Raw genomic sequence first — 22,182 nt, forward strand, 5'->3', positions numbered from 1 at the left:
GACGGCGTGTTCAGACGGCGACTGAGGCTCTGCGCGAGCGTGGGCGCGAGCCTGGTGATCGCTGCGTCGGTGGCGGCCCAGCCGGCCCCGGACGCGGTCGCGAGCCCCTCGGCCGAGGACCCGGTGGTCGACGTGACCATCGACTCCTTCGCCCCGACCGCACCGAAGGTCGGCGACCAGGTGGTGATCACCGGCCGGGTCACGAACACCAGCTCGGCCACCCTGGGCAACCCGCAGGCCGCGGTCTGCATCGTCGACAAGCGGCTGAGCACGCGCGCGCAGCTGGCCGCGGTCCCGACCGAGGCCGATCAGCCGCTCAACGAGCGCAACGACTGCGTCGGTCTCAACAACTCCGACTCCACCACCTTCCAGGAGTACGACGCACCGCTCGCCCCGAAGGCGACGGTCCCGTTCAAGCTCGTGGTGCGCTGGTCGGACTGGGGGCTGAACTCCAAGCTGCCCGGTGCCTACACGGTCGGCGTCCGCTTCCGCGGCGACTACACCAACGAGGACGGTGACACCGGCCGGATCTCGGTCGGTCTGGCCCGGACCCTGATGCCGGTGATCCCCGCGACGCCGCTGCCGCGCAAGGTGAACACCGCCCTGGTGATCCCGCTGCGGCACCGCCCGACGCTGCTGACCGGCGACCGGTTTGTGAACGAGTCGCTGGCAGACGCCTTGGCGCCGACCGGTGAGCTCGGCCGGCTGCTCGCGATCGGCAAGACCCAGAAGGTCACCTGGCTGGTCGACCCGGCGATGCTCGACGAGGTCAAGCGGATGGCCGCCGGTTACCGCGTCACCGACAACGGCCAGACCCGGGCCGGCAAGGGCCAGAAGGTCGCCGCCGCCTGGTACAGCGCGTTCAACGCCAGCCGTGCCCGCAACCCCGTCGTACTGCTCCCGTACGGCGACCCGGACGTCGGCAGCCTGATCGACGGCGGCGCCCCGCTGCGCGACCTGGTCGGCCAGACCCGGACCGCGACCGAGCAGTTCAACCTCGGCGGCCCGCAGTACTTCCAGTCCGGCCTCTGGCTGGAGAACGGCTCGGCCAGCAGCCGCAACCTGGCCGCCGCCTCGACCGGGTACGCCGGGACGAAGCCCGACGACGTCAACCTGGTCCCCAGCTCCTCCTGGACCGCTGACGCCCGCCCGTCGCTGGCACCGACGCCGATGTACGACGTCACGACGCCCGAGGGCCCGGTGAAGAGCGTCCGCACGGTGATCGCCGACTCGGCGCTGACCGCCGGCGGCCCGGACCCGACGACCGCGAACGACCCGATCCAGGTCCGCCAGCGGTTCGCCGCCGAGACCGCTCTGCTCGCCTCGACAGGCAAGGGCCAGCTCACCGTCGTCGCGCTGCCGCCGCGAGGCTGGGACGAGACCGGTCAGAGCACGGCGGCGCTGGCCAGTGGTCTGGCGCTGCCGTGGACCACTCCGGTCGGGCTGGACGTCTTCTACCGCGCCGACCCGGCCCACCCGCAGGCGAAGCTGGTGCTGACCAGGGGCCCGAACGTGCCGCGCTCCACGCCCGGCCTGACCTCGAACCAGCTGCAGCAGGTCAAGTCGCTGGCGAACGCGACCACGACGTACCTCTCGCTGCTGACCGACCGCTCGCGCGCCGACGAGAACCTGCGCCGTGCCCTGCTGCGCAGTACGTCGACCAGCTGGCGCGGCTTCCCCGACGAGTCGCAGCGGTTCGCGACCTCGGAGCTGAGCTCGGTGAACTACCTGCTCGGCAAGGTCCACCTGGTCACCAACGCCGGCGCCAACGGCCGTGAGCTCAAGGTGAACCTGTCCGGCAGCAAGGGCACGTTCCCGCTGACGATCGCCAACGAACTACCGCTCTCGGTCCGCGTCCGGGTCGTCGTCCGCTCGGTCAACCGGTCCGACCTGCGGATCGACCCGGTGCAGATCAGGACCATCCCGCCGGGCCAGAAGGCGACCTACCAGATCGACGCGAGCGCCGAGCAGAACGGCCTGATCCGGGCCGAGGCCCAGATCGTGACGGTCGACGAGCTGCCGGTCGGCAGTTCCCGCGAGCTGGTGATCCAGGCGGCGCAGTACGGCAGCGTCGGCTGGATCCTGGTCGGCTCCGCGGTCGCCCTGCTGTTCGGTACGTCGGCGGTCCGGATCTACCGCCGGGTGCGCTCCGAGCGACGCAACCCGACGCCCGAGCCCGGCGACGACCCGTTGCACCCGGCCCCGATCGACCCGGCGGCGCTGGCCTTGGACGAGCCGTCCAACGGCATCGACCCCCACCCGGACGAGCCGAACCCACTGGCCCCGGTCGAACCACTGCGGATCACCCCCGAGAGTCTGAAAGAAGGAGTCGGGTCGAAGGATGGCTGACCGCACCCTGCGTTCCGCGGCGGTGATGGCAGCCGGGACGGTGCTGTCCCGCCTGCTCGGATTCGTCCGGATCGCCCTGCTCGCGGCCGCGATCGGCACCGCGCTGCGCGGCGACATCTTCACCGCCGCGAACACGATCCCGAACAGCCTCTACATCCTGCTGGCCGGCGGGGTGTTCAACACCGTGCTGGTGCCGCAGCTGGTCCGCGCGATCAAGAACCACGACGACGGCGGCCAGGACTTCACCAACCGGCTGCTGACCTTCGGCTTCGTCGTACTGGCGATCGTCACCGTCGGCTGCGTGCTGCTGGCGCCGGCGATCGCCGAGCTGTACCTGCCCAAGGAGCTGCACGACCCGTCCCGGGCGGCCGAGAAGGCGAACATGATCATGTTCGTCCGGCTCTGCCTGCCGCAGATCTTCTTCTACGGCGCGTTCGTGCTGGTCGGCCAGGTGCTGAACGCGCGGCGCCGGTTCGGCCCGATGATGTGGGCGCCGATCGCGAACAACATCGTCGCCTGCGGCTCGATCGTCGCGTTCCTGCTGCTCTACCGCACCGGCGACAACCCGGCGACGTACAGCACGAACGAGGAGCTGCTGCTGGGTCTGGGCCACACGGTCGGGATCGCGGTGCAGCTGCTCGTCCTGCTGCCGTACCTGCGGGCCAGCGGTCACCACTACCGGCCGAAGTTCGGCCTGCGCGGCACCGGGCTCGGCCACACAGCGAAGCTCGGCCTGTGGACAGTCATGTTCGTCGCGGTGAACCAGGTGACCCTCGTCGTCGTCACCCAGCTCGCGATCGCGGGTAGCGCGACCGACGACCCCGGCGCGAAGGCGGGTCTGTTCGCGTACAGCACGGCGATGCTGATCATCCTGGTGCCGCACGGCATCGTGACGGTGTCGCTGGCCACGGCCGCGATGCCGCAGATGTCCTCGCTCGCCGCCGACGGCGACGTCACCGAGGTGGCCCGGCTGTCGGCGCGATCGATCCGGCAGACGCTGGCGATCGTCGTACCGGCCGCGGCCGCGATGGTCGCGTTCGCGCACCCGATCGTGTCGGTGATCGCCGGCTACGGCTCCGGCAAGAACAACCTGACGCTGATGGCGTACACGCTGATGACGCTGGCACTCGGCCTGGTGCCGTACACGGTGCAGTACTTCCAGCTGCGTACGTTCTACGCGTTCGAGGACACCCGTACGCCGTTCTTCCTGCAGGTCGCGATCGCGGCCACCAACATCACCGCCGCGCTGGTCGGCGTCCGCGTGGTGCTGGACCAGGAGCACCTGCGCTACAGCGGTGTGATGCTCGGCGCGGCGTACGCGCTGTCGTACCTGGTCGCGGTGGTGATCTCGCGGCGCGTGCTGTCCCGCAAGGTGCCGCGCGTGCACGGCGCCGGGATCGGCCTGCCGATGCTCGCGATGGTGATCGCCGCGGTGGTCGGCGCCGGGATCGGCCGGGCGGTGCTGTCGCTCGTGAACGCGCAGGTCGAGTGGAGCGGCCCGGTCGCCTCGATCCTGCAGCTGGGCATCGGCGCCGTGGTGATGCTGCCCGTGTACGTCGGGATGGCCCGGGTACTACGGATCCACGAGGTCACCGACGTGGTGTCCATGGTCACATCGAAGCTGCCCGGAAGGGCCCGCCGGTCCTGATCCGGGCTGCTTGTGCGCTCGTGCCCGCCAGTTGGGTGGGCCAGGGCACTAGCATGGGGCTGCGATCGGACCGCCATCCGCTCGCAACCGGGTCCTCGCGACCGGATCCGGAGCGGAGACGCAGGCCGACCAGTGCATCGAGGAGGGCGAGAGACACCGTGTCGAACCAGACCGTCAGTCCTGGTGCCCTGCTCGCCGGCCGCTACCGGATCGCCGAGCTGCTCGCGGAGATCGACGGTGCGCGGGTGTGGCGGGCAGTGGACGAGGTGCTCAGCCGAGCGGTCGTCGTGGACGTCCTCCCGGTGGGAGACCCCCGGACCAACGTCCTCTTCGACGCGGCCCGGCGGGCCGCGGCCGCGAACGACCCGCGCTTCCTGCGCGTGCTCGACTGCGACGTGTTCGAAGGCGTCACCTACTGCGTGCGCGAGTGGGCCGGCGGACGCCCGCTCGAGCGCATGCTCGGCGCCGGACCGCTGACCGGCCAGCAGGCCGGTTGGCTGGCCCGCGAGGTCTCCGAAGCGCTGGAGAACCTGCACCGCACCGGCCACTCGCACGGCTCGATCAGCCCGGCCACGGTCGTGGTCACCGACGCCGGTGCCATCAAGGTCGTCGGACTGGCCACCGAAGCCGCCCTGCGCTCCACCGGCCCCGGTACGCCGGAGCAGGACGTCCGCGCGCTCGGCGAGCTCCTCTACTCATCGCTGACCGGCCGCTGGCCCGGTCCGGCCCCGGCCTGGGGGCTGCAGCCCGCTCCGGTCGAGCACGGCCGGCTGCTCAGTCCGCGTCAGGTTCGCGCCGGCGTACCGCGTTCCCTCGACGACATCGCCGACCGGCTGCTCGGTGACCCGCCCCGGCACCACGCCGCGGTGATCACCAGCGCGGCCGGACTGTCCGCCGCCCTGTCCGGTGTCGTCGGCAGCTCGCACGAGCCGCCGAGCCAGATGGACGAGACCGTCGCGGTCGCCCGCCAGAACGGCAGCATCGACGACGCGACCCAGGTCGTCCCGGCCTCACCGCCGCCCGCGCTCGACCCGACGCCGCCGCGCGCCCACAGCAACGGCCAGGCCCAGCCGGCGTACGCGTCGACCCAGGAGACCCGGCCGGTACGGCGCCAGCAGCCCGCGCAGAACGGTGGCGGCCGACGACGGCCCCCGGCCGACGAGCCGCGGCGCCGGGGCAGCTGGGGTGGGCGGATCCTGATCCTGCTCGCGGTGCTGGCGCTGCTGTCCGTCGTACTGATGGCGCAGTTCCTGGTGAAGGGCGCGATCAACAAGGAGCAGAGCGGCAGCGAGACGACGCCGGACGCGCCGCAGAGCTCGGGCCCGCCGCCGGTCACCAACGAGGCCGCGGCGATCACGGCCGCCAAGGACTTCGACCCGCCGCCGGACGGCAACGGCGAGGAGCACCCCGAGGACGTCAAGAACACCTACGACGGCAAGCCCAGTACGACGTGGACCACGATGTCGTACAAGAAGCGTGCCGACCTCGGCGGCCAGAAGGACGGCGTCGGGATCGTCTACGACCTCGGCGAGCTCACCAACGTGTCGCAGGTGACGGTCGGCCTGGTCGGTCAGGACACCGACCTCGACCTGATGGTGCCCAAGGACGACCCGAACGTCTCGCCGACCGCCGCGAGCGGCTGGAAGTCGGTGGCTTCGGCCAAGGACGCGAACGACTCGGCCGAGCTGAAGCCGGCCGCGCCGGTCCAGTCGCGGTACGTTCTGATCTGGCTGACGAAACTGCCCAAGGAGGGCGGCGGGTACCGCGGCGAGATCTCGGAGGTCAAGATCCAGAAATGACCTCCGACATCACCCGGATCGGACCGCCCCCCAGCCCGGGCGCGGGGCCTGTGCCGCCGCAGGGCTACGAGGCGATGGACGACCACGAGCTGCTCCGGCTGCACGTGGCCGGCAACCCCGACACGTTCGGCTACCTGGTCAAGCGGCACCGGGACCGGATGTGGGCGGTCGCGATCCGGACGCTGGGCGAGCCCGAGGAGGCCGCCGACGCGCTGCAGGAGGCGTTCATCTCGGCGTTCCGCCGGGCCGACTCGTTCCGCGGCGACGCCAAGGTGACCACCTGGCTGCACCGGATCGTCGTGAACGCCTGCCTGGACCGGATCCGCCGCCGGCAGGTGCGGGCCGCCGACCCGCTGCCGGAGGACGAGGACCGCGCCGCCGAGCTGGCCGGCCCGGCCGAGGACGACCCGGCCGAGGTTCGCGAGCGCCGGCTCGACGTGCTGAACGCACTGAAGCAGATCAACGTGGACCAGCGCAGCGCGCTGGTCCTGGTCGACATGGAGGGGTACTCGATCGAGGAGGCGGCCGCCATCCTCGGTTGCGCGCCGGGCACGGTGAAGAGCCGCTGCGCGCGCGGACGGGCCAAGCTGCTGCCGCTGCTGCGGCACTGGCAGACCACCCGCGGCGGCAGCGGCGAGGACGACGGACCAGCCCCTCGGAAGGCCGCGACAACCAGTTCCGGAACGGTGGGAACCGAATGACCGGGTCACCCGTCGAAGCAGAGTCGCTCACCCGCGACCTGTCCGCGCATCCCGACCGGAGCACTCCACCGATGACCACACTGCGCACGTCCCGCGAGGGGGCAGATCTCACATGACCGACGCCGGTCTGCCGACCAGTGAGCACCTCGAGCACCTCGACACCGACACCATCGCCGACCTGATCGAGAACCTGCTGCCCGCCCCCGAGGCGCACAGCGCCCGGGAGCACGTGAAGGCCTGCCCGGACTGTCAGCAGACGTACGACGCACTGCTGCAGCTGACCGAGGACCTGGCCGACGAGGGCCGGATGGACATCCCGATGCCGGCCGACGTGGCCGAGCACCTGAACGCCGTGATCGCGTCGGAGTCCGTGCTGCGCGCCTCGACGGTCGGTGTGCACTCGCTGGTGCAGCTCCGTGAGGAGCCGCGTCGGCACCTGCCGAAGCTGCTGCTCGCGGCGGCTGCCGTGGTCGTCATCGCCGGCGCCGGTGTGGTCGGCGTCGTACTGGCCACTGCGGACCACAGCCAGGAAGGCGCCGCCGGGATCGGCAGTCCGACCTCGGTGCCGAGCATCCCCACCGACCAGGTCGGTCCGGACGCCCAGCGCTGGCTGGACGGGTCCAACGGCCCGGTCCTGCACGGTGAGGCGGACGAGCTGGCCTGCGCCAAGCAGTTCGCCTCCACCCAGCCGGACTCCGAGCTCCGGCTGGTGCAGCCCGCGACGGTCGACGGCAAGCGGTCGACGGTGATCGGGCTGCCGGGCGGATCAGCCCGGGAGGTCAAGATCTTCGTGGTGACCGGATGTAGCGGTTCCGGCGGGATCGCGACGCCGTTCTACGAGACCACTGTCACGCTGCGCAACCGCTGATTCCGTTCGGTGAGCCCCTGGCTTGCCGAGCGGCCGCGGTGGGTACCGTGGGAATGGTCGGCCTCTAGGATCCGTTGAGTACGACGTCCAGTCTTTACGGAAGCTAGGAAGGCCATTCGTGAGCGACACAGCCGTTCGCAACGTGATCATCATCGGCTCGGGCCCCGCGGGTTACACCGCTGCGGTGTACGCCGCGCGGGCGCAGCTGGAGCCGCTGGTCTTCGAGGGCTCGGTGACCGCCGGCGGCGCGTTGATGACGACGACCGAGGTGGAGAACTACCCGGGCTTCGCGCAGGGCATCATGGGCCCGAACCTGATGTCGGAGATGCGTGACCAGGCCGAGCGCTTCGGCGCTGAGCTGGTCCCCGACGACATCGTCAGCGTGGACCTGACCGGTGACCTCAAGTCCGTCACCGACTCGGCCGGCACCGTGCACCAGGCCAAGACCGTGATCCTGGCGATGGGCTCGGGGTACCGCAAGCTGGGCCTGCCGAACGAGGAGGCCCTGTCCGGACGCGGTGTGTCCTGGTGTGCGACCTGTGACGGCTTCTTCTTCAAGCAGCACGAGATCGCCGTCGTCGGTGGTGGTGACACCGCCATCGAGGAGGCCACCTTCCTGACCCGGTTCGCCGACAAGGTGACGATCGTGCACCGTCGCGACGAGCTGCGCGCGTCCAAGATCATGGCCGAGCGCGCCTTCGCGAACGAGAAGATCGAGTTCGCGTGGAACTCCGCGGTGTCGGAGGTCCAGGGCGACGGCAAGCTGACCGGCGTACAGCTGACGGACACCGTCACCGGTGAGAAGCGCGACCTGTCGGTGACCGGTCTGTTCATCGCGATCGGTCACGACCCGCGCTCGGAGCTGGTCAAGGGCCAGGTGCACCTGGACGAGGACGGCTACGTGCTGGTCCAGCCGGGCACCACCGAGACCAACCTGCCGGGCGTCTTCGCGGCCGGCGACCTGGTCGACCACACCTACCGCCAGGCCATCACCGCGGCCGGCACCGGCTGTTCCGCGGCCCTGGACGCCGAGCGCTTCCTGGCCACGCTGGAGTTCGCCGAGAGCCACAGCGACTCCGCGTCGGCGGCCGCGGCCACCGAGCCTGTCTCCGTCTGACCTACACCACCTCGAGTACCAAACCCTTAAGGAGTTCGCCGTGGGCGAGAAGATGAATGCCGTCACCGATGCCGAGTTCGACCAGACCGTGCTGAAGAGCGACAAGCCGGTGCTGGTGGACTTCTGGGCCGAGTGGTGCGGCCCGTGCCGCCAGGTCTCCCCGATCCTGGAGGAGCTGGCGCAGGACCACAGCGACAAGCTGACCTTCCTGAAGATGAACGTGGACGAGAACCCGGTCACCCCGAGCAACTACCGTGTCACCGGTATCCCTACCATCAACGTCTACGTGAACGGTGAACTGGCCAAGTCCATCGTCGGTGCGAAGCCGAAGGCCGCGCTGCTGAAGGAACTGGCCGACTTCACGAGCTGATCTGCCTGAGTTGCCCTTTCCGGAGGGCACGATTCCGCCGCACGGCAAGGAGCATTGATGGAAGCCAGCAACGGCGCCCGGATCTACCGGATCGGTGACAGCGGCGAGGCGGTGGCCGAGATCATCGGCAAGCTGCAGCGTCTGGGCCTGCTGGCACCGGGCGACCACTTCGTCTACGACGAGGCGACCGCTCGCGCCGTACGGGGCTTCCAGCAGCAACGCGGGCTGATGATCGACGGCATCGTCGGCCCGCAGACCTACCGGGCGATCGACGACGCGCGCTGGCGGCTGGGCGACCGGCTGCTGACGTACGTCGTCTCCCACCCGCTGACCGGCGACGACGTGCTGGCGCTGCAGGCCAAGCTGCAGGAGCTCGGGTTCGCCGTGGCGCGGGTGGACGGCATCTTCGGTGCCGACACCCAGCGCGCGGTGACCGAGTTCCAGCGCAACATGGGCCTGCCGGGCGACGGCACGTGCGGCCCGTCGACCTTCAAGGCGCTGCAGCGGATCCGCCCGATGGCGACCGGCGGCCGTCCGGACGCGCTGCGTTCGGCGGAGGCCGTTCGTGCCGCGGGGCCGCGGCTGTCCGGCAAGACCGTGGTGATCGACCCGGGCCACGGCGGCTTCGACTACGGCTGGGAAGGCTTCGGGCTGCGGGAGTCCGACGTGGCCTACGACCTGGCCGCTCGCATCGAGGGCCGGCTGGGCGCTACCGGCGTACGGGCTTATCTGTCGCGTGGTCGCGACCAGGGCCCGGACGAGCTGGCCCGGGCCGCCTTCGCGAACGAGACCGACGCGAACCTCTGCGTCTCCCTGCACACCGACGGTTCGATGAACCCCGAGGCCCAGGGCGTCGCGACGTACTACTACGGCGCCGACCTGCACGGGACGTCGTCGAGCATCGGTGAGCAGTTCGCCGGGCTGGTCCAGCGCGAGATCGTCGCCCGGACCGACCTGCTGAACTGCCGCACCCACCAGAAGACCTGGGACCTGCTGCGCCGGACCCGGATGCCCGCCGTACGGCTCGAGATCGGGTACGTGACCAACCCGCACGACGCGTCCCGGCTGGCCGACCCGGAGTTCCGTGACGTGGTCGCCGAGGCGATCGTGGTCGCGATCCAGCGCGTCTACCTCCCGCCGGAGCAGGACGCCGCGACCGGCATGCTGCGTTTCGGTCAGTTGACTGTCTGAGCTGTTGTGAGAGCCGCCCACCTGCTGGTGGGCGGCTCTTTTTCTGCCCGGACGATCAGTTTTCTGATCGTTCCAGGGCGATCGTCGGGAGGATCCGGTCGAGCCGCCGGGGCAGCCACCACGCGTGCCGCCCGAACAGCCGCAGCACCGACGGTACGACGACGCAGCGGATCAGCAGCGCGTCAACCAGTACGGCGGTCGCCAGACCGAGCCCGAACTGCTGCAGCATCCGGTCCGGACTCAGCAGGAACGCCCCGAAGACGACGATCATGATCGCGGCCGCCGCGGTGATCACGCTGCCGGTGTTGGCCAGCCCTTCGCGGACCGCCTGGACCGGATCGCCCGTGCGCCGCCACTCCTCGTGGATCCGGGAGATCAGGAAGACCTCGTAGTCCATCGAGAGCCCGAACACGATCGCGAAGATCATCACCGGCACGAACGCCTCGATCGGCCCGGGCTGCGCGCCGAACCAACCCTCCTGGAAGACCAGCGTGATGACGCCGAGCGCGGCGCCGATGCTGAGCAGGTTGAGCACGGCCGCCTTGAGCGGGATCAGCACCGAGCGGAAGACCGCCAGCAGGAGCAGTGCGGACAATCCGACCACGACCAGGACGAAGATCGGCAGCCGGCTGCTGACCGCGTCGGCGAAGTCGACCGCGGCCGCCGTCGAACCGCCGACCAGGTACGTCGCCTTCGTCTCCGCGGCGACCGCCGGCAGGGTGCTCTCGCGCAGCGTTCCGACCAACCTGTTGGTTGCTTCGTCCTGCGGAGCCGAGGTCGGGAAGACGAGCATGGTGGAGATCGCACCGTCGGAGCTCGGCTGCGGCGGCGTCACCGCCGCGATCCCGGGCTCCGTGGCCAGGCGGCGGTTCAGCGTCTCGGCGGCGGCGCGGTCGCCTTCGGTGACGATGATCAGCGGACCGTTGGAGCCGGGCCCGAATCCTTGCGCCAGCAGGTCGTACGCCTTCCGGCTGGTCTTCGCCGGATCGTCGGTCCCGGCGTCCGCGAAGCCGAGCCGCAGGTCGAGCGCGGGCAGGCAGAGGACGACGAGCGCGGTGACACCGAGCAGCAGCGGCGTCCACGGGCGGCGCTGCACGAGCCCGGCGAGCTTGCGCCAGCCGTCGCCCGGCGTACGGCGTGCTTTGGCTGCGTGCTTGAGGACGCTGCGCTCGATCCGCTTGCCGAACAGGGTGAGAAGGGCGGGCAGGAGGGTGATCGCGGCGAGCATCGTCATCAGGACGGTCAGCGTGACGCCGAGCGCCATGCCCTGCAGGGCTCCGAGCCCCAGCGCCAGTAGGCCGAGCAGGGCGATGACGACCGTGCAGCCGGCGAAGAGAACGGATCGACCCGCAGTGTCGAGGGCGATCTCCACGGCGCGCTGGCGTTCGACGCCGTGCCTGAGCTCGCTGCGGTAGCGGGAGAAGATCAGGAGCGCGTAGTCGATACCGACGCCGAGACCGACCAGCATCATCACCGGCGCGGTGTAGTCGGGCACGGTGAACAGGTGCGACGCGAGCACCAGCAGGCCGAGCGTGCTGCCGACGGCGAAGACCGCGGTCAGCAGCGGAAGTGTTGCCGCTAGCAACGATCCGAAGAGGAACACGAGGATCACCAGCGCGGCGAGGATGCCCGCGCCCTCGGCTGCTCCCCCGGCGCTCTCGGCCGCTTCCCGGACGACGTCGCCGCCGAGCTCGACCTGAAGCCCTTGCTGTGCAGCGGTTTGCGCCTCGGTGATGATCGCGCGAACGGCCGCCGGGTCGACCCCGGTCCCGTCGAGCGTCACCGTCGAGTACGCCGTACGGCCGTCCTCCGCGAGCGTGCCTTGACCGGCGTACGGATCGGCGACGTCGGCGACGTGCGGCAGGCCGCGGACCTTGCCGAGCATCGCGTCGACGCGGGCCTTGGTGGCCGGCGCTTTCAGGTCTCCGGCCAGGACGATCTGGAGTTCGTCGGCGGTGCCGCGCGGCTGGTGCTGATCGAGCACCTCCATCACGCGCTGGGAGTCGGTCCCGGGCAGCGAGTTGTCGTTCTCGTACGCGTTGCCGACCAGCATCGACGCGGCGGTGACCGCGACCAGGGCGAGCACCCACAGGGCGACGGCTGGTCCTGCGTGCCGTTGCGCCCAGCCTGCGATGCGGTGGAGCAGTCCTGGACTGGTCGGTGGCCGGACGGGGGTCTGGACGGTCATCGTGTCTGCCTCGCTTTGCTACATGTAGCCGTTCTATCTATTTGCTGACGACGGTAGCAGCCGTATGGGTAGACTGGCTACATGAAGGCGGATGCGCTGCGTGGACACCTCGACCCGATGATCCTCGCGGTCGTCGAGCACGAGCCCCTGCACGGCTACGCGATCATGGAGGCGCTGCAGGAACGCAGCGGCGGCGCGGTGGACCTGCCGACCGGCACGCTCTACCCCGCGCTGCGCCGGCTCGAACGCGCGGGCTACCTGGCCAGCGAGTGGAGCACGGTGAGCGGGCGGAAGCGCCGTACGTACCAGCTGACGTCAGCCGGGCAGAAGATGCTCGTGGACGGGCGCGGTGAGTGGGAGACGTTCCGTACGGTCATCGAGGGCGTGCTGAAGCCCCGGACCACCTAGGCCAGTCGCAGGCAGCGCTGGGCGTTGTAGGAGACCAGCAGGAGCGGCAGCAGGACGAACCCGCCGACGATGCCGAGCCCCGCCAAGTTGGAGCCGTCCAGCTCCGTGCTGAACAACCCCATCAGAAAGGCGATCGCGCCGACCGCTCCCGCGCTGACCAGGGCGAACACCGCGGTCGCCCGCGCCACCCGGCCACGCAACCACGGGTAGCGCAGGCCGAGTCCTGTGCCGACGACGGCCAGGACGGCTCCGACGATCGACAGTGAACCGGTCACCTTCACCGACTGGTTGAGCAGGTCGAGGAACGGCGTCGTCCCCTCCGGCTGCTGCGTCCAGGCCCAGGCGCCCTCCTGCCACACGATCGGCTGGACGATCATCACCAGGAACAGCATCAACGCCGTACGACGGCTCTGCGCGATCCCGAGCTCTGCCCGGTAACCCGGCACCACCTCGGACAGGTCGCCGAAATCGTCGACCGCGCTCCGCTCGGCCTCGAGGCGCTGGAGCCCGCCGGCCTCGTACGCCTCGGTGGCGTCCTCCAGGCTGTCGCGGGCCTCGGCCATCAGGTCGGCGCGGCACCGGCGGGGACCGCTGAGCGCGCTGCTGAGGTCGGCCATGTAGACGTCGACTGGACTGGACACGGTTACCAGTATGGGGACCCTGCGCCCGGATCACGTCCGGGTGACCACTGATCCTTCCCTGGTTGCCCGGCGCTTGCGGCGGCTGCGGAGCACGAAGAATCCGACGTACGAGATGATCAGCAGTGCGAACCCGACCTTCTCCGCGATCGGTGTGGCGCCCTCCGGCCAGATCCGGCCGTCGAGGTAGTGCGCGATGTAGCCGCCGTCGTACGGCACCTCGCCGCCCTCACGGCGGAAGTGCTTCTCGACGCCGGTCAGCGGGCAGGCGAAGTCGAGCGTGACGTTGACGATGTTGTAGACGCCGACCGCCAGATGCGCCCAGATCACCTTGGGCCAGCGCCAGGCCAGGAAGCCGCCGATCGCGAAGAACAGCAGGAAGGCGCCGTGCAGCACCATCATCAGGTCGGCGAGCAGGCGGTAGATCATGGCCGGGACCCTTCTGTGCTGGCGGGCGGGTGTCTCAGCTGGGCGCGTGCTTGAGCCGCTGGGGCTCCTTGACCTCGCGCACCGTGACCGGCCGCGGCGGCGGCGCCTCCGGCCTGATCACACCCCAGACCCGCTCGACGGCCGCCTCCATCTCGCTGCGCCACGTCACCGTCGACCGCAGATCCATCCGCAGCCGCGGATTGCGCGGGTGCTCCCGTACGACGCCGAAGCCGACCGCCTGCAGGAAGTCCGTCGGCCAGACACAGCCCGGCCCGTCCCAGCGCGTGTCCCCGAACGCCTCGACAGCGCGGAAACCACGCTTGAGCACGTCCTTCGCCACCGCCTGGACGAGCAGCTTGCCGAGCCCCATCCCGAGGTAGCGCGGCAGGATCCGCCCGGTCGCCAGTACGACGGCGTCCGGGCTGACCGGCGCCGTCGGGAACGCCTGGATCCGCGGCAGGTTGGCCGCCGGGCCGTAGATCACGTACCCGGCCGGCTGCTCGTCGACGTACAGGAGGAAACCCGCCGATCCCCAGTCGAGCAGCAACTGGGACAGCCAGGCTTCCTTCTCCAGCTCGGTGTCACCGGTGCGGCCCGCCGTCCGGGCGGCCACCGGATCGAGCTCCCAGAACACGCAGGCCCGGCACGGCGCCGGGAGCTCGCCGAGGTTGGCGAGCGTCAACGGTTCCAGCCGGCGGGCCATCAGCAGGCCCTGGGACTCATCGGAGTGCTGGTCATCGGGCCGCCGGTGCCGGCGTCCGTGCGTCGGGAGTCTCCGCCGCCTCCGGTGCGACGTACCGCTGCTGCACCTTGGCGGCGGGCTGCCGTCTGAACAGCTCGCCCGCGAACCCGGCGAGCAGGCCGAGAACCAGCCCTCCGAGTGCCAAACCGAACGCCTTGCCCACGCTCATTCCGATCCTGCCTTCCGCGGTGCTGCCAGGTCGCGCCACGTGAGGTGTGACCGGCCGCCGTCTCAGCTGCCAGTCCGCGGCATGGTCGAACCTGCCCCTATAAGGCATGGTAGTGAGAGGAAGCGCCGATCGGTATCCACGCGCCCGGATACCACGGCGTAGCCTTGAGACTTCCCCCTCGAGTCCCTGGAGCCGCTCCGTGAGTGCAGACCTGCCCGACGTCCGGCAGACCCGTCTCGACAACTACGTCGACCGGTACGCAGCACGGACCAAGGGCATGACCGCATCGGAGATCCGGGCTCTGTTCTCGGTTGCCAGCCGGCCCGAGGTGGTCTCGCTGGCCGGCGGAATGCCGAACATCGGCGGTCTCCCGCTCGACGTGGTGGGCTCCGCGGTGCGTGATCTGGTCGTCGACCACGGCGCCACCGCGATGCAGTACGGCTCCGGCCAGGGCGATCCGACCCTGCGCGACCAGATCTGCGACGTGATGCGGCTCGAAGGCATCGACGCGCATCCGGACGACGTGGTGGTCACCGTCGGCAGCCAGCAGGCGGTCGACCTGGTGACGCGGGTGTTCTGCGACCCGGGCGACGTGGTGATCTGCGAAGCGCCGTCGTACGTCGGCGCGCTGGGGGTTTTCCGCGCGTACCAGTGTGAGGTCGTTCACGTCGCGATGGACGACGACGGCGTCGTACCGGAGGCGCTGGAGCAGGCGATCGCCGCCGTGCGCGCGGCCGGCAAGCGGATCAAGTTCTTCTACACGATCCCGAATTTCCACAACCCCGCCGGGGTTTCGCTGTCGTCGGAGCGGCGCGGGCGGGTGCTGGAGATCTGCCAGCGGTACGACCTGCTGGTGCTGGAGGACAACCCGTACGGTCTGCTCGGCTTCGACGGTGAGCCGCGGCGGGCGCTGCGCGCCGACGACCGCGAGGGCGTGATCTACCTCGGATCGTTCTCGAAGACGTTCGCCCCGGGCTTCCGGGTGGGCTGGGCGGTCGCGCCGCACGCCGTACGAGAGAAACTCGTGCTGGCGCAGGAGTCGGCGACCCTGTGTCCACCGGTGTTCAGCCAGTTGGCGATCTCGTCGTACCTGACCCGGCACGACTGGATGGGGCAGGTGAAGCAGTTCCGCGAGATGTACCGCGAACGGCGCGACGCGATGCTCGCGGCACTGACCGAGAAGATGCCCGCGGCAACGACCTGGACGAAGCCGGACGGTGGGTTCTACGTCTGGCTGACGCTGCCGGAAGGCCTGGACGCGAAGGCGATGCTGCCGCGCGCGGTCACGGCGCGCGTGGCCTACGTGCCCGGAACGGCCTTCTTCTCCGACGGTTTCGGCTCGCAGTGCATGCGCCTGTCGTACTGTCACCCGACGCCCGAGCGGATCACCGAAGGTGTCGCGCGCCTGGCCGCGGTGATCAACGAGGAGCTCGAGCTGCGGCAGACCTTCGGGCCGCTGACGCCGGGCGCGGGCCACGACTACGACGCTCCGGGTCCGGAGCTGAGCTGATGCGGGGCTGGGGTCTCGCGCTAAATCCGTGCAGGGATCTTCGGGCGGCCCGTGGGTCCGCCGGCGGGTAGCGGTACCGTTCCCATGGGCCTCGGGACCGGCGCCGAGCCGGAATCGCCCACGAGTGATCGGGAAAGTTCTATGAGTGATCTGGGTCGAGTGCTGGTACTGGCCGGCGGTCTGTCGCACGAGCGGGACGTGTCGCTCCGTTCCGGGCGACGCGTCGCCGACGCCCTGCGCAGCGTGGGTGTCGAGGTCGAGCAACGCGACGTCGACGCGAGCCTGGTCGAGCGCCTCCGCAACGACGCGCCCGACGCGGTCTTCCCGGTCCTGCACGGCGTCACCGGCGAGGACGGCGCACTGCGCCAGGTGCTCGACCTGTACGGCGTCCCGTACGTCGGCGCTGACGCGGCTGCTTGCCGTACGGCGTTCGACAAGCCGGTCGCGAGCACGATGGTTCGCTCGGCCGGACTGCAGTCGCCGGAGTCGGTGGTACTCGGCCACGACACGTTCCGCGAGCTCGGCGCCGCGGCGTTGATGGAAGCTGTCGTCGGCCAGATCGGGCTGCCGCTCGTCGTGAAGCCGGCGCGGGGTGGTTCGGCGCTGGGCGCTTCGATCGTGCGGACGCTGGATGAGCTGCCGTCCGCGATGGTGAACTGCTACGCGTACGGGCCGGTCGCGCTGATCGAGCGGTACGTCGACGGGACCGAGGTCGCTGTCACCGTGGTCGACACGGGCGACGGGCCGCGGGCGCTGCCGGCTGTGGAGATCCGGCCGGACTCGGGGTTCTACGACTACGAGGCGCGGTACACGGCTGGGGCAACGCAGTTCGTCGTACCGGCTCGGTTGGATGCTGCTGTCGCAGAGGCTTGCGCTGACGCGGCGGTGACGGCGCACAAGGCGCTCGGGCTGCGGGACCTGTCGCGGTCGGACCTGGTCGTCGACGCTGACGGTGTGCCGTGGTTCCTCGAGGTGAACGTGGCGCCGGGGATGACGGAGACGTCGCTGGTCCCGCTCGCCGCCGAGGCTGCTGGGATCGAGCTGGGTGTGCTGTGCCGCGATCTGCTGGCCGCGGCCGCTGCTCGTTGAGTCCGAGATGACCGTTGCGCCGCCGACTGATCCCGTGCCTGCTGCTCCTGATCGCCCTGTGTGGCGGACTGCACTGACCCCTCACTGGTCGGCGCTTCTCCTGCTGGCGCTGGCGATCGCTGCTGTCATGTCGGTCCTGGGGGTTTGGCAGCTCGACGTCTACCGCTCGAAGACCGCGGCGGCTACCGCCGGTCGCGCGGCGATCCCCGCGGTGCCACTGCAGTCGCTGTTCCCGATCGACTCCGGCCTGCCGGCTTCCGCGGTCGCGCGACGCGTCACGGTCACCGGCACCTGGGCGTCGCCCGCCGATCAGATCTACGTGTCCGACCGTGCCCATGAAGGCCGCGACGGTTTTTGGGTCGTCACTCCCCTGCTGCTGAACGACACCGGCTCATCTGGCGCGGGCGCCGTCATGGTGGTCCGCGGTTGGGTCGCTTCGGTCGACGACCCGGCGGCGAAGGCTCCCACTGGTCCCGCCACTCTCACCGGCGGCATCGCTTCCTCCGAAGCCCAGGACTCCTCGGGCGACGTCAACCAGACCCGCGTCCTGCAGTCGCTGCGGATCCCGACGATCGTCCACATGGTCGACTACCGCGTGTACGACGCCTTCGTCGTACAGACTGCAGGTGACCCCAGCACCCCGGCGGCCGGCACCTCCGCCTCCGGCCTTGCCCTGGTCGAGCCCCCGTCGCCGCCCACGGATCACGCCGGTCTCCGCAACGTCGCGTACGCCTTTCAGTGGTGGATTTTCGCGGCCTTCACCCTGTGGATGTGGGGCCGGATGGTCCTCGATACCCACCGCTCAGGTGATCCCGACCACCAGCCCCCGAACCCTGAGGATGCAAGCGGTACCGTTTCTGCGTGACCTCCCCCGCAGATCCCGCCACGCCGTCCGCCACCCAGCCGCAACTGTCCGCGGCCACCCGAGGCGCCCTGACGCGCTACCGGGCCATCGCCTATGTCGTAGGCGTCATGCTCCTCGTCCTGGTCTTCGTCGCCATGCCCTTCAAGTACTTCGGCGACAACCCGGCGATCATGAACGTGGTAGGCCCGTTGCACGGTTTCCTCTACGTCGTCTACCTACTCTTCTCCTTCGACCTGGCGCGCCGGGTCCGCTGGCCCCTTGGTCGCCTGATCCTGGTCGCCCTCGCCGGCACCATCCCGTTCCTCAGCTTCTACGCCGAGCGCAAGGTCCACCACGACCTCGCCCGCTAACCCCGTTTCACGTGAAACGAGTCGCACCGCAAACCGCTTTATGAATTTGTCGACATATCTCGCCAGGCTTGCTGGCCTGGCGAAGCGGTCTCCAGAGGCCGAAAAAGTTCTGTGAGCGGCATCCTAAGCCGCCTCGCCGTCATGGGTCGCCGACCTCGATCGGCCGAAATCGCTCTCACAGCGACCTTCAGAACCGGTTTTGGGGCCGTCGGCCCCTATAAAGAGCGAGCCGCCAACCGGTACAACCGGATGGCGGCTCCAGGCCGGGGCGAACTGTGGTGCGGCTACTCGGCCTGCTTGTTGGGATCCATCAGCGTGACGATCCGCTCGAGGTCGTCGATCGACGCGAACTCGACGGTGATCTTCCCCTTGGTCTTTCCGAGGTCGACCTTCACCCGAGTCTCGAACCGGTCGGACAGTCGATCCGCCAGATCCACCAACCGCGGAGCCACCGGCTTGTTCCGCCGACGGGCCGGCGTCGGATCGTCGGCCGACATGTCGCCCATCGCAACGATCTCCTCGACCGTGCGAACCGACATCCCCTCGGCAACGATCCGCTGAGCCAGCCGCTCAATAGCGTCACCACTCGGCAAGCCGAGAAGCGCGCGAGCATGGCCAGCCGACAGAACCCCGGCGGCCACCCGCCGCTGCACCGAAGCCGGCAACTTCAACAGCCGAAGCGTGTTGGAGATCTGCGGCCGGGACCGCCCGATCCGGGTGGCCAGCACTTCCTGCGTACAACCAAAATCATCGAGCATCTGCTGATAAGCAGCAGCCTCTTCCAACGGATTCAGCTGACTCCGATGAAGGTTCTCCAGCAACGCATCACGCAGCATCACGTCATCAGACGTGTCCCGCACAATCGCCGGAATCGTCTCCAGGCCGGCTTCCTGAGTAGCCCGCCACCGCCGCTCACCCATCACCAGCTCGTACTTGTCGTCCTCGAGACGCCGTACGACGATCGGCTGCAGCAGCCCAATCTCCTTCACCGAGTGCACGAGCTCCGCCATCGCGTCCTCGTCGAACACACTCCGCGGCTGCTTCGGGTTGGGCGTGATCTTCCCAACCTCGATCTCCGCGAACTCAGCCCCCGGCACAGCCGCCAGCTCAGCCCCCGCAGAAATCTCCGGCTTGATCGGCGGCGCCCCCGGAATCGAGTTCGACTTGCTACCGAGAGTCGCGCTACCGGGACCCGGGTTGCTAGGAATCAAAGCACCCAGTCCACGTCCAAGCCTGGTATTCATACCGCTCCTCGCGTCAGCTACCACCGGATCCACCACCACTGCAGGAGAAGCTACCCACCCTCCCCCACCACCAGCCACCGCAACGGTAACCGGTGACACCGCAGCCACCACCCCCGCCCCACCATGTCGCACCAAAGCCTCCCCCAAACCCCGTTCCACGTGAAACCCCCACAACACCCAGCGCCAACCCCCAACAAGACCAACCCTCCAGCCCCGCCGCCACCCCTGTCGCCGGCAGCAACTCCCACCCCGCCCCCACTACACTCCCGGCGGCCAACAACCACCCGTTTCACGTGGAACACCCACCACCCAAAACGGCATCGCCAACTCAGTCTCAACAACAGCGCCTCGCCTATCCCAGCAAACCGCACACGCCCGCGACAGATACACCCAAGTCCACCCACCAAACAGCCGCCGCAGTTTCACGTGAAACGCACCCTCCACACGAACTCACCAACACAGAGAGCCCCCGGCAGGCAGCCCGTCAAGCCTGAGTCCCTACCGAACCGACGGTGTGCCCTCCTGAGAACAAGGCCCGCGAGGCCACGAGCCGGTGAAGCGCCACCGCCTCCTCCGCACACGGCGCCGCGCGAACCCCCATCGAGCTCCATCGGTCCCCTGGGTTCCATCGACCTCATCAGCCCGTTTCACGTGAAACACACGCCGAACCCACGCCGCCCCCACGGCCCCGACATACGCCGATCATCGAGTCCGCGCCCTAGGTGAGGCCAGAACGCCGGTCGGCTGGCCCGAACTAGACAGTGCCGGCCTCGCGACCGCGACCACCGAAGAGCAGCCTCTCGGCGTCGATGGTCCACCGAGAGCAAACCTCGTGTCGCCCCGACCAGCCGACCACAGCTCGCCCTCACACGCTGCCCCAGAGCCCAACCACCTCCACCCTGCAGCTATCAAGCATGGCACCGACTGGCCCGTGGTCCGCAGCACCCGGACGTCCCCGGTAGCGAACGCAGCCAAGTCGCCCCGGTAGTCCGCTGCACCTGGGTCGAACTGCGCCAGACCCTGTGCCGCGGGATCCCAGCCCCGCAAGCTGCGGACCGTAGCGCGGCAGGCCGCAGTCCACGACGCGGCAGGTGCGACGCACGACGTGGCATGTGGCGGCGCCGGCAGGAGCGAACGTCCCGGGACATTAGACATCCGAGTTCCTCCACCCATCACCGCCAGTGCCCCGCGCCCGGGCTCGTGCGAGGGCGCCCTCGACAGACCCACACAGCGACTGCCGGCCCGGCCACTCGCCCCGCCAAGCCAACGTGCAGCCCCATGCCCCGCCATCAGCGGTATGCGAGAAGGCGTCCGTAGACAACCGAACCTGTGGAGAGAGGGTCGTCCCAAACAGCAACGGGCAACGGGCGACGGGCAACGGGCAACGGGCAACGGGCAACGGGCAACGGGCAACGGGCAACGGGCCATATCTCGCCCAGTCCTACGGGATCGGAGTCTCCCCCGGCGTCGTCATCGTCGCTCAGATCGGTCTTCTTCGCCGTACGCCGTCTGGCTCTGTCGACGATCATGCCAACCCGGCAGGCGTTAGATCTGGATGCTCACGGACCCCCCAGGCGCGGGCGTCCCCCATGCCCTCCACCAGGCTGGGTCGGGCGCCGTGAGCCGCGTTGATGATTGAACCTCGGCGGGTCCGGCGGCGCGGCCGCTCGTGGTGCCAAGCCGGAGGTGCCTTCAGCCGTCGCCGGGATGGAGCTGCTCGACGGCATAGTGACGTCGGTCCGTCGTTCGAGATGACGCTCTGGAACGCCACACGGGAAGGGGAGACCGCGGCTGGCGCGCCGGTCGACGATCGCGTCGCGGGTATATCCACGGTGGACGCGGTCTTCTGCAAGTGGGTCGCGATCACCGCTCAGACGTTCACTCCACAGGGCCCGTTGAGGGCCTGGCCGAACCTCTGTCGAATACCGGTCGGTTCGTCGGTGCGTGTTGCGCATCGTCTTCGGTCGGGCTGGGCTTCCAGATCGCGGTGACCGAGATGTGTGGCGCACACCGAGGCCAGCTCGGTGAGCACTCCGGAGCGGCTAGGCCGAGCTCGGTCCAGTCGTGCAGTCGGAGGCGAGGGGCGAAGGCGAGGTCTCGTGTCGGGACGCCGTACGCCCTGGTCGAACGGGGCGCGTTCTGCGCGCGAGTCCAACGGCACCGGTGGGACTGCCGGCATCAGACCCGCGTGTGCACGGGTGTCGGCAACAGACGACGTGGGCCGCGCCTCTCGCAACGTGTACTGAACCGACGGCCGGCTTGTCGCCGTCCCGACCAACTCGCAAAGCATCGCCACCCGTGTCGCCACCCCCGTCGGCCGTGGCCGCGTCGGGGCGTGGGGGCATGGGGCTCTGGCGGCCGGACCGTAGTTGGGAGCCGGCCGCGAGCTCGCTCAGCACCCCGCCGACCTCGCCCGTTCCTCGGTGCTCGCATTGATGCCGCGGTCCCACTTCACTGGGCGCCAGATCTGCAAGTCGGCGCGCTCGTCTCGTCGCCTCGTGCAGACG

The 22,182-nt window shown here is 69.7% G+C and carries 19 protein-coding genes; 13 read left to right on the forward strand and 6 right to left on the reverse strand.

All coding sequences use genetic code 11. The features are described 5' to 3' along the window. The first annotated feature begins 6 nt into the window (after nucleotides 1-6). The 8 genes from ACYVIO_RS06030 to ACYVIO_RS06065 all read left to right on the forward strand — a co-directional run bounded on the left by ACYVIO_RS06030 (nucleotide 7) and on the right by ACYVIO_RS06065 (nucleotide 10,043). The gene (locus tag ACYVIO_RS06030) at nucleotides 7-2,349 is read left to right on the forward strand and encodes a DUF6049 family protein (RefSeq protein ID WP_460649647.1); all 2,343 of its coding nucleotides are present in this window, start codon (nucleotides 7-9) and stop codon (nucleotides 2,347-2,349) included. Then, complete coding sequence (murJ, locus tag ACYVIO_RS06035; protein WP_460649648.1) at nucleotides 2,342-3,997, forward strand: murein biosynthesis integral membrane protein MurJ; 1,656 nt, start codon at nucleotides 2,342-2,344, stop codon at nucleotides 3,995-3,997. Before ACYVIO_RS06030 ends, murJ begins: the two co-directional genes overlap by 8 nt. A gap of 158 nt (nucleotides 3,998-4,155) precedes the next feature. After that, nucleotides 4,156-5,796 (forward strand): protein kinase family protein, encoded by a 1,641-nt coding sequence (locus ACYVIO_RS06040; RefSeq protein WP_460649649.1) that lies wholly within the window; start codon nucleotides 4,156-4,158, stop codon nucleotides 5,794-5,796. Continuing rightward, nucleotides 5,793-6,497, forward strand: a complete 705-nt coding sequence (gene sigM / locus ACYVIO_RS06045; protein WP_460649650.1) for an RNA polymerase sigma factor SigM — start codon at nucleotides 5,793-5,795, stop codon at nucleotides 6,495-6,497. The genes ACYVIO_RS06040 and sigM overlap by 4 nt, the downstream gene beginning before the upstream one ends. 112 nt (nucleotides 6,498-6,609) lie before the next feature. After that, entirely contained in the window at nucleotides 6,610-7,365 is a 756-nt protein-coding gene (locus tag ACYVIO_RS06050; RefSeq protein ID WP_460649651.1) for an anti-sigma factor family protein, read from the forward strand. Between the two features lie 118 nt (nucleotides 7,366-7,483). After that, nucleotides 7,484-8,482: a thioredoxin-disulfide reductase gene (gene trxB / locus ACYVIO_RS06055; protein WP_460649652.1), complete on the forward strand. Its 999-nt coding sequence runs from the start codon at nucleotides 7,484-7,486 to the stop codon at nucleotides 8,480-8,482. A 52-nt stretch (nucleotides 8,483-8,534) separates the two neighbouring features. Then, nucleotides 8,535-8,852, forward strand: coding sequence for a thioredoxin (gene trxA / locus ACYVIO_RS06060; protein ID WP_202867696.1), 318 nt, complete (start codon nucleotides 8,535-8,537; stop codon nucleotides 8,850-8,852). Nucleotides 8,853-8,909: 57 nt separating this feature from the next. Beyond that, nucleotides 8,910-10,043 carry an N-acetylmuramoyl-L-alanine amidase gene (locus ACYVIO_RS06065; protein ID WP_460649653.1) on the forward strand — a complete coding sequence of 378 codons (1,134 nt, stop codon included), beginning with the start codon at nucleotides 8,910-8,912 and terminating at the stop codon, nucleotides 10,041-10,043. A gap of 55 nt (nucleotides 10,044-10,098) precedes the next feature. Here ACYVIO_RS06065 and ACYVIO_RS06070 read toward each other — a convergent pair whose 3' ends face one another. Further along, nucleotides 10,099-12,231 carry an MMPL family transporter gene (locus ACYVIO_RS06070; RefSeq protein WP_460649654.1) on the reverse strand — a complete coding sequence of 711 codons (2,133 nt, stop codon included), beginning with the start codon at nucleotides 12,229-12,231 and terminating at the stop codon, nucleotides 10,099-10,101. An 81-nt stretch (nucleotides 12,232-12,312) separates the two neighbouring features. Between ACYVIO_RS06070 and ACYVIO_RS06075 the strand changes: the two genes are divergently transcribed. Further along, the gene (locus tag ACYVIO_RS06075; protein WP_460649655.1) at nucleotides 12,313-12,639 is read left to right on the forward strand and encodes a PadR family transcriptional regulator; all 327 of its coding nucleotides are present in this window, start codon (nucleotides 12,313-12,315) and stop codon (nucleotides 12,637-12,639) included. On the opposite strand, the gene ACYVIO_RS06080 is transcribed toward ACYVIO_RS06075, so the two are convergent. Genes ACYVIO_RS06080 through ACYVIO_RS06095 form a run of 4 tightly spaced genes read right to left on the reverse strand, consistent with a single transcriptional unit; the run spans nucleotide 12,636 to nucleotide 14,617 of the window. Beyond that, on the reverse strand, nucleotides 12,636-13,280 hold the full coding sequence (locus ACYVIO_RS06080; protein ID WP_460649656.1) for a permease prefix domain 1-containing protein: 645 nt from the start codon (nucleotides 13,278-13,280) through the stop codon (nucleotides 12,636-12,638). The two genes, ACYVIO_RS06075 and ACYVIO_RS06080, sit on opposite strands and share 4 nt — an antisense overlap. A gap of 30 nt (nucleotides 13,281-13,310) precedes the next feature. Further along, nucleotides 13,311-13,706 (reverse strand): DUF2784 domain-containing protein, encoded by a 396-nt coding sequence (locus ACYVIO_RS06085; RefSeq protein ID WP_460649657.1) that lies wholly within the window; start codon nucleotides 13,704-13,706, stop codon nucleotides 13,311-13,313. Between the two features lie 34 nt (nucleotides 13,707-13,740). After that, nucleotides 13,741-14,409 carry a GNAT family N-acetyltransferase gene (locus ACYVIO_RS06090; RefSeq protein ID WP_460649658.1) on the reverse strand — a complete coding sequence of 223 codons (669 nt, stop codon included), beginning with the start codon at nucleotides 14,407-14,409 and terminating at the stop codon, nucleotides 13,741-13,743. A 31-nt stretch (nucleotides 14,410-14,440) separates the two neighbouring features. After that, nucleotides 14,441-14,617: a hypothetical protein gene (locus ACYVIO_RS06095; RefSeq protein WP_363670468.1), complete on the reverse strand. Its 177-nt coding sequence runs from the start codon at nucleotides 14,615-14,617 to the stop codon at nucleotides 14,441-14,443. 199 nt (nucleotides 14,618-14,816) lie between these two features. Here ACYVIO_RS06095 and ACYVIO_RS06100 point away from each other — a divergent pair, with 199 nt between their 5' ends. From ACYVIO_RS06100 to ACYVIO_RS06115, 4 genes are all read left to right on the forward strand, one after another. Continuing rightward, the gene (locus ACYVIO_RS06100; RefSeq protein ID WP_460649659.1) at nucleotides 14,817-16,127 is read left to right on the forward strand and encodes an aminotransferase-like domain-containing protein; all 1,311 of its coding nucleotides are present in this window, start codon (nucleotides 14,817-14,819) and stop codon (nucleotides 16,125-16,127) included. Between the two features lie 141 nt (nucleotides 16,128-16,268). Then, complete coding sequence (locus ACYVIO_RS06105; RefSeq protein ID WP_460649660.1) at nucleotides 16,269-17,216, forward strand: D-alanine--D-alanine ligase family protein; 948 nt, start codon at nucleotides 16,269-16,271, stop codon at nucleotides 17,214-17,216. Between the two features lie 7 nt (nucleotides 17,217-17,223). Continuing rightward, entirely contained in the window at nucleotides 17,224-18,081 is an 858-nt protein-coding gene (locus ACYVIO_RS06110; RefSeq protein ID WP_460649661.1) for an SURF1 family protein, read from the forward strand. Further along, entirely contained in the window at nucleotides 18,078-18,431 is a 354-nt protein-coding gene (locus ACYVIO_RS06115) for a DUF3817 domain-containing protein (protein ID WP_460649662.1), read from the forward strand. The genes ACYVIO_RS06110 and ACYVIO_RS06115 overlap by 4 nt, the downstream gene beginning before the upstream one ends. Nucleotides 18,432-18,715: 284 nt before the next feature. Here ACYVIO_RS06115 and ACYVIO_RS06120 read toward each other — a convergent pair whose 3' ends face one another. After that, nucleotides 18,716-19,675 carry a ParB/RepB/Spo0J family partition protein gene (locus ACYVIO_RS06120; protein WP_460649663.1) on the reverse strand — a complete coding sequence of 320 codons (960 nt, stop codon included), beginning with the start codon at nucleotides 19,673-19,675 and terminating at the stop codon, nucleotides 18,716-18,718. Nucleotides 19,676-22,182 lie beyond the last annotated feature (2,507 nt).

Source organism: Kribbella endophytica (assembly GCF_054781295.1).

Bases quoted from the DNA above. Each gene is read 5' to 3' on its own strand.
- murJ (WP_460649648.1), top strand. From the start codon at position 2,342: ATGGCTGACCGCACCCTGCGTTCCGCGGCGGTGATGGCAGCCGGGACG.
- sigM (WP_460649650.1), top strand. From the start codon at position 5,793: ATGACCTCCGACATCACCCGGATCGGACCGCCCCCCAGCCCGGGCGCG.
- ACYVIO_RS06050 (WP_460649651.1), top strand. From the start codon at position 6,610: ATGACCGACGCCGGTCTGCCGACCAGTGAGCACCTCGAGCACCTCGAC.
- trxA (WP_202867696.1), top strand. From the start codon at position 8,535: ATGAATGCCGTCACCGATGCCGAGTTCGACCAGACCGTGCTGAAGAGC.
- ACYVIO_RS06065 (WP_460649653.1), top strand. From the start codon at position 8,910: ATGGAAGCCAGCAACGGCGCCCGGATCTACCGGATCGGTGACAGCGGC.
- ACYVIO_RS06070 (WP_460649654.1), bottom strand. From the start codon at position 12,231: ATGACCGTCCAGACCCCCGTCCGGCCACCGACCAGTCCAGGACTGCTC.
- ACYVIO_RS06075 (WP_460649655.1), top strand. From the start codon at position 12,313: ATGAAGGCGGATGCGCTGCGTGGACACCTCGACCCGATGATCCTCGCG.
- ACYVIO_RS06085 (WP_460649657.1), bottom strand. From the start codon at position 13,706: ATGATCTACCGCCTGCTCGCCGACCTGATGATGGTGCTGCACGGCGCC.
- ACYVIO_RS06090 (WP_460649658.1), bottom strand. From the start codon at position 14,409: ATGGCCCGCCGGCTGGAACCGTTGACGCTCGCCAACCTCGGCGAGCTC.
- ACYVIO_RS06095 (WP_363670468.1), bottom strand. From the start codon at position 14,617: ATGAGCGTGGGCAAGGCGTTCGGTTTGGCACTCGGAGGGCTGGTTCTC.
- ACYVIO_RS06105 (WP_460649660.1), top strand. From the start codon at position 16,269: ATGAGTGATCTGGGTCGAGTGCTGGTACTGGCCGGCGGTCTGTCGCAC.
- ACYVIO_RS06110 (WP_460649661.1), top strand. From the start codon at position 17,224: ATGACCGTTGCGCCGCCGACTGATCCCGTGCCTGCTGCTCCTGATCGC.
- ACYVIO_RS06120 (WP_460649663.1), bottom strand. From the start codon at position 19,675: ATGAATACCAGGCTTGGACGTGGACTGGGTGCTTTGATTCCTAGCAAC.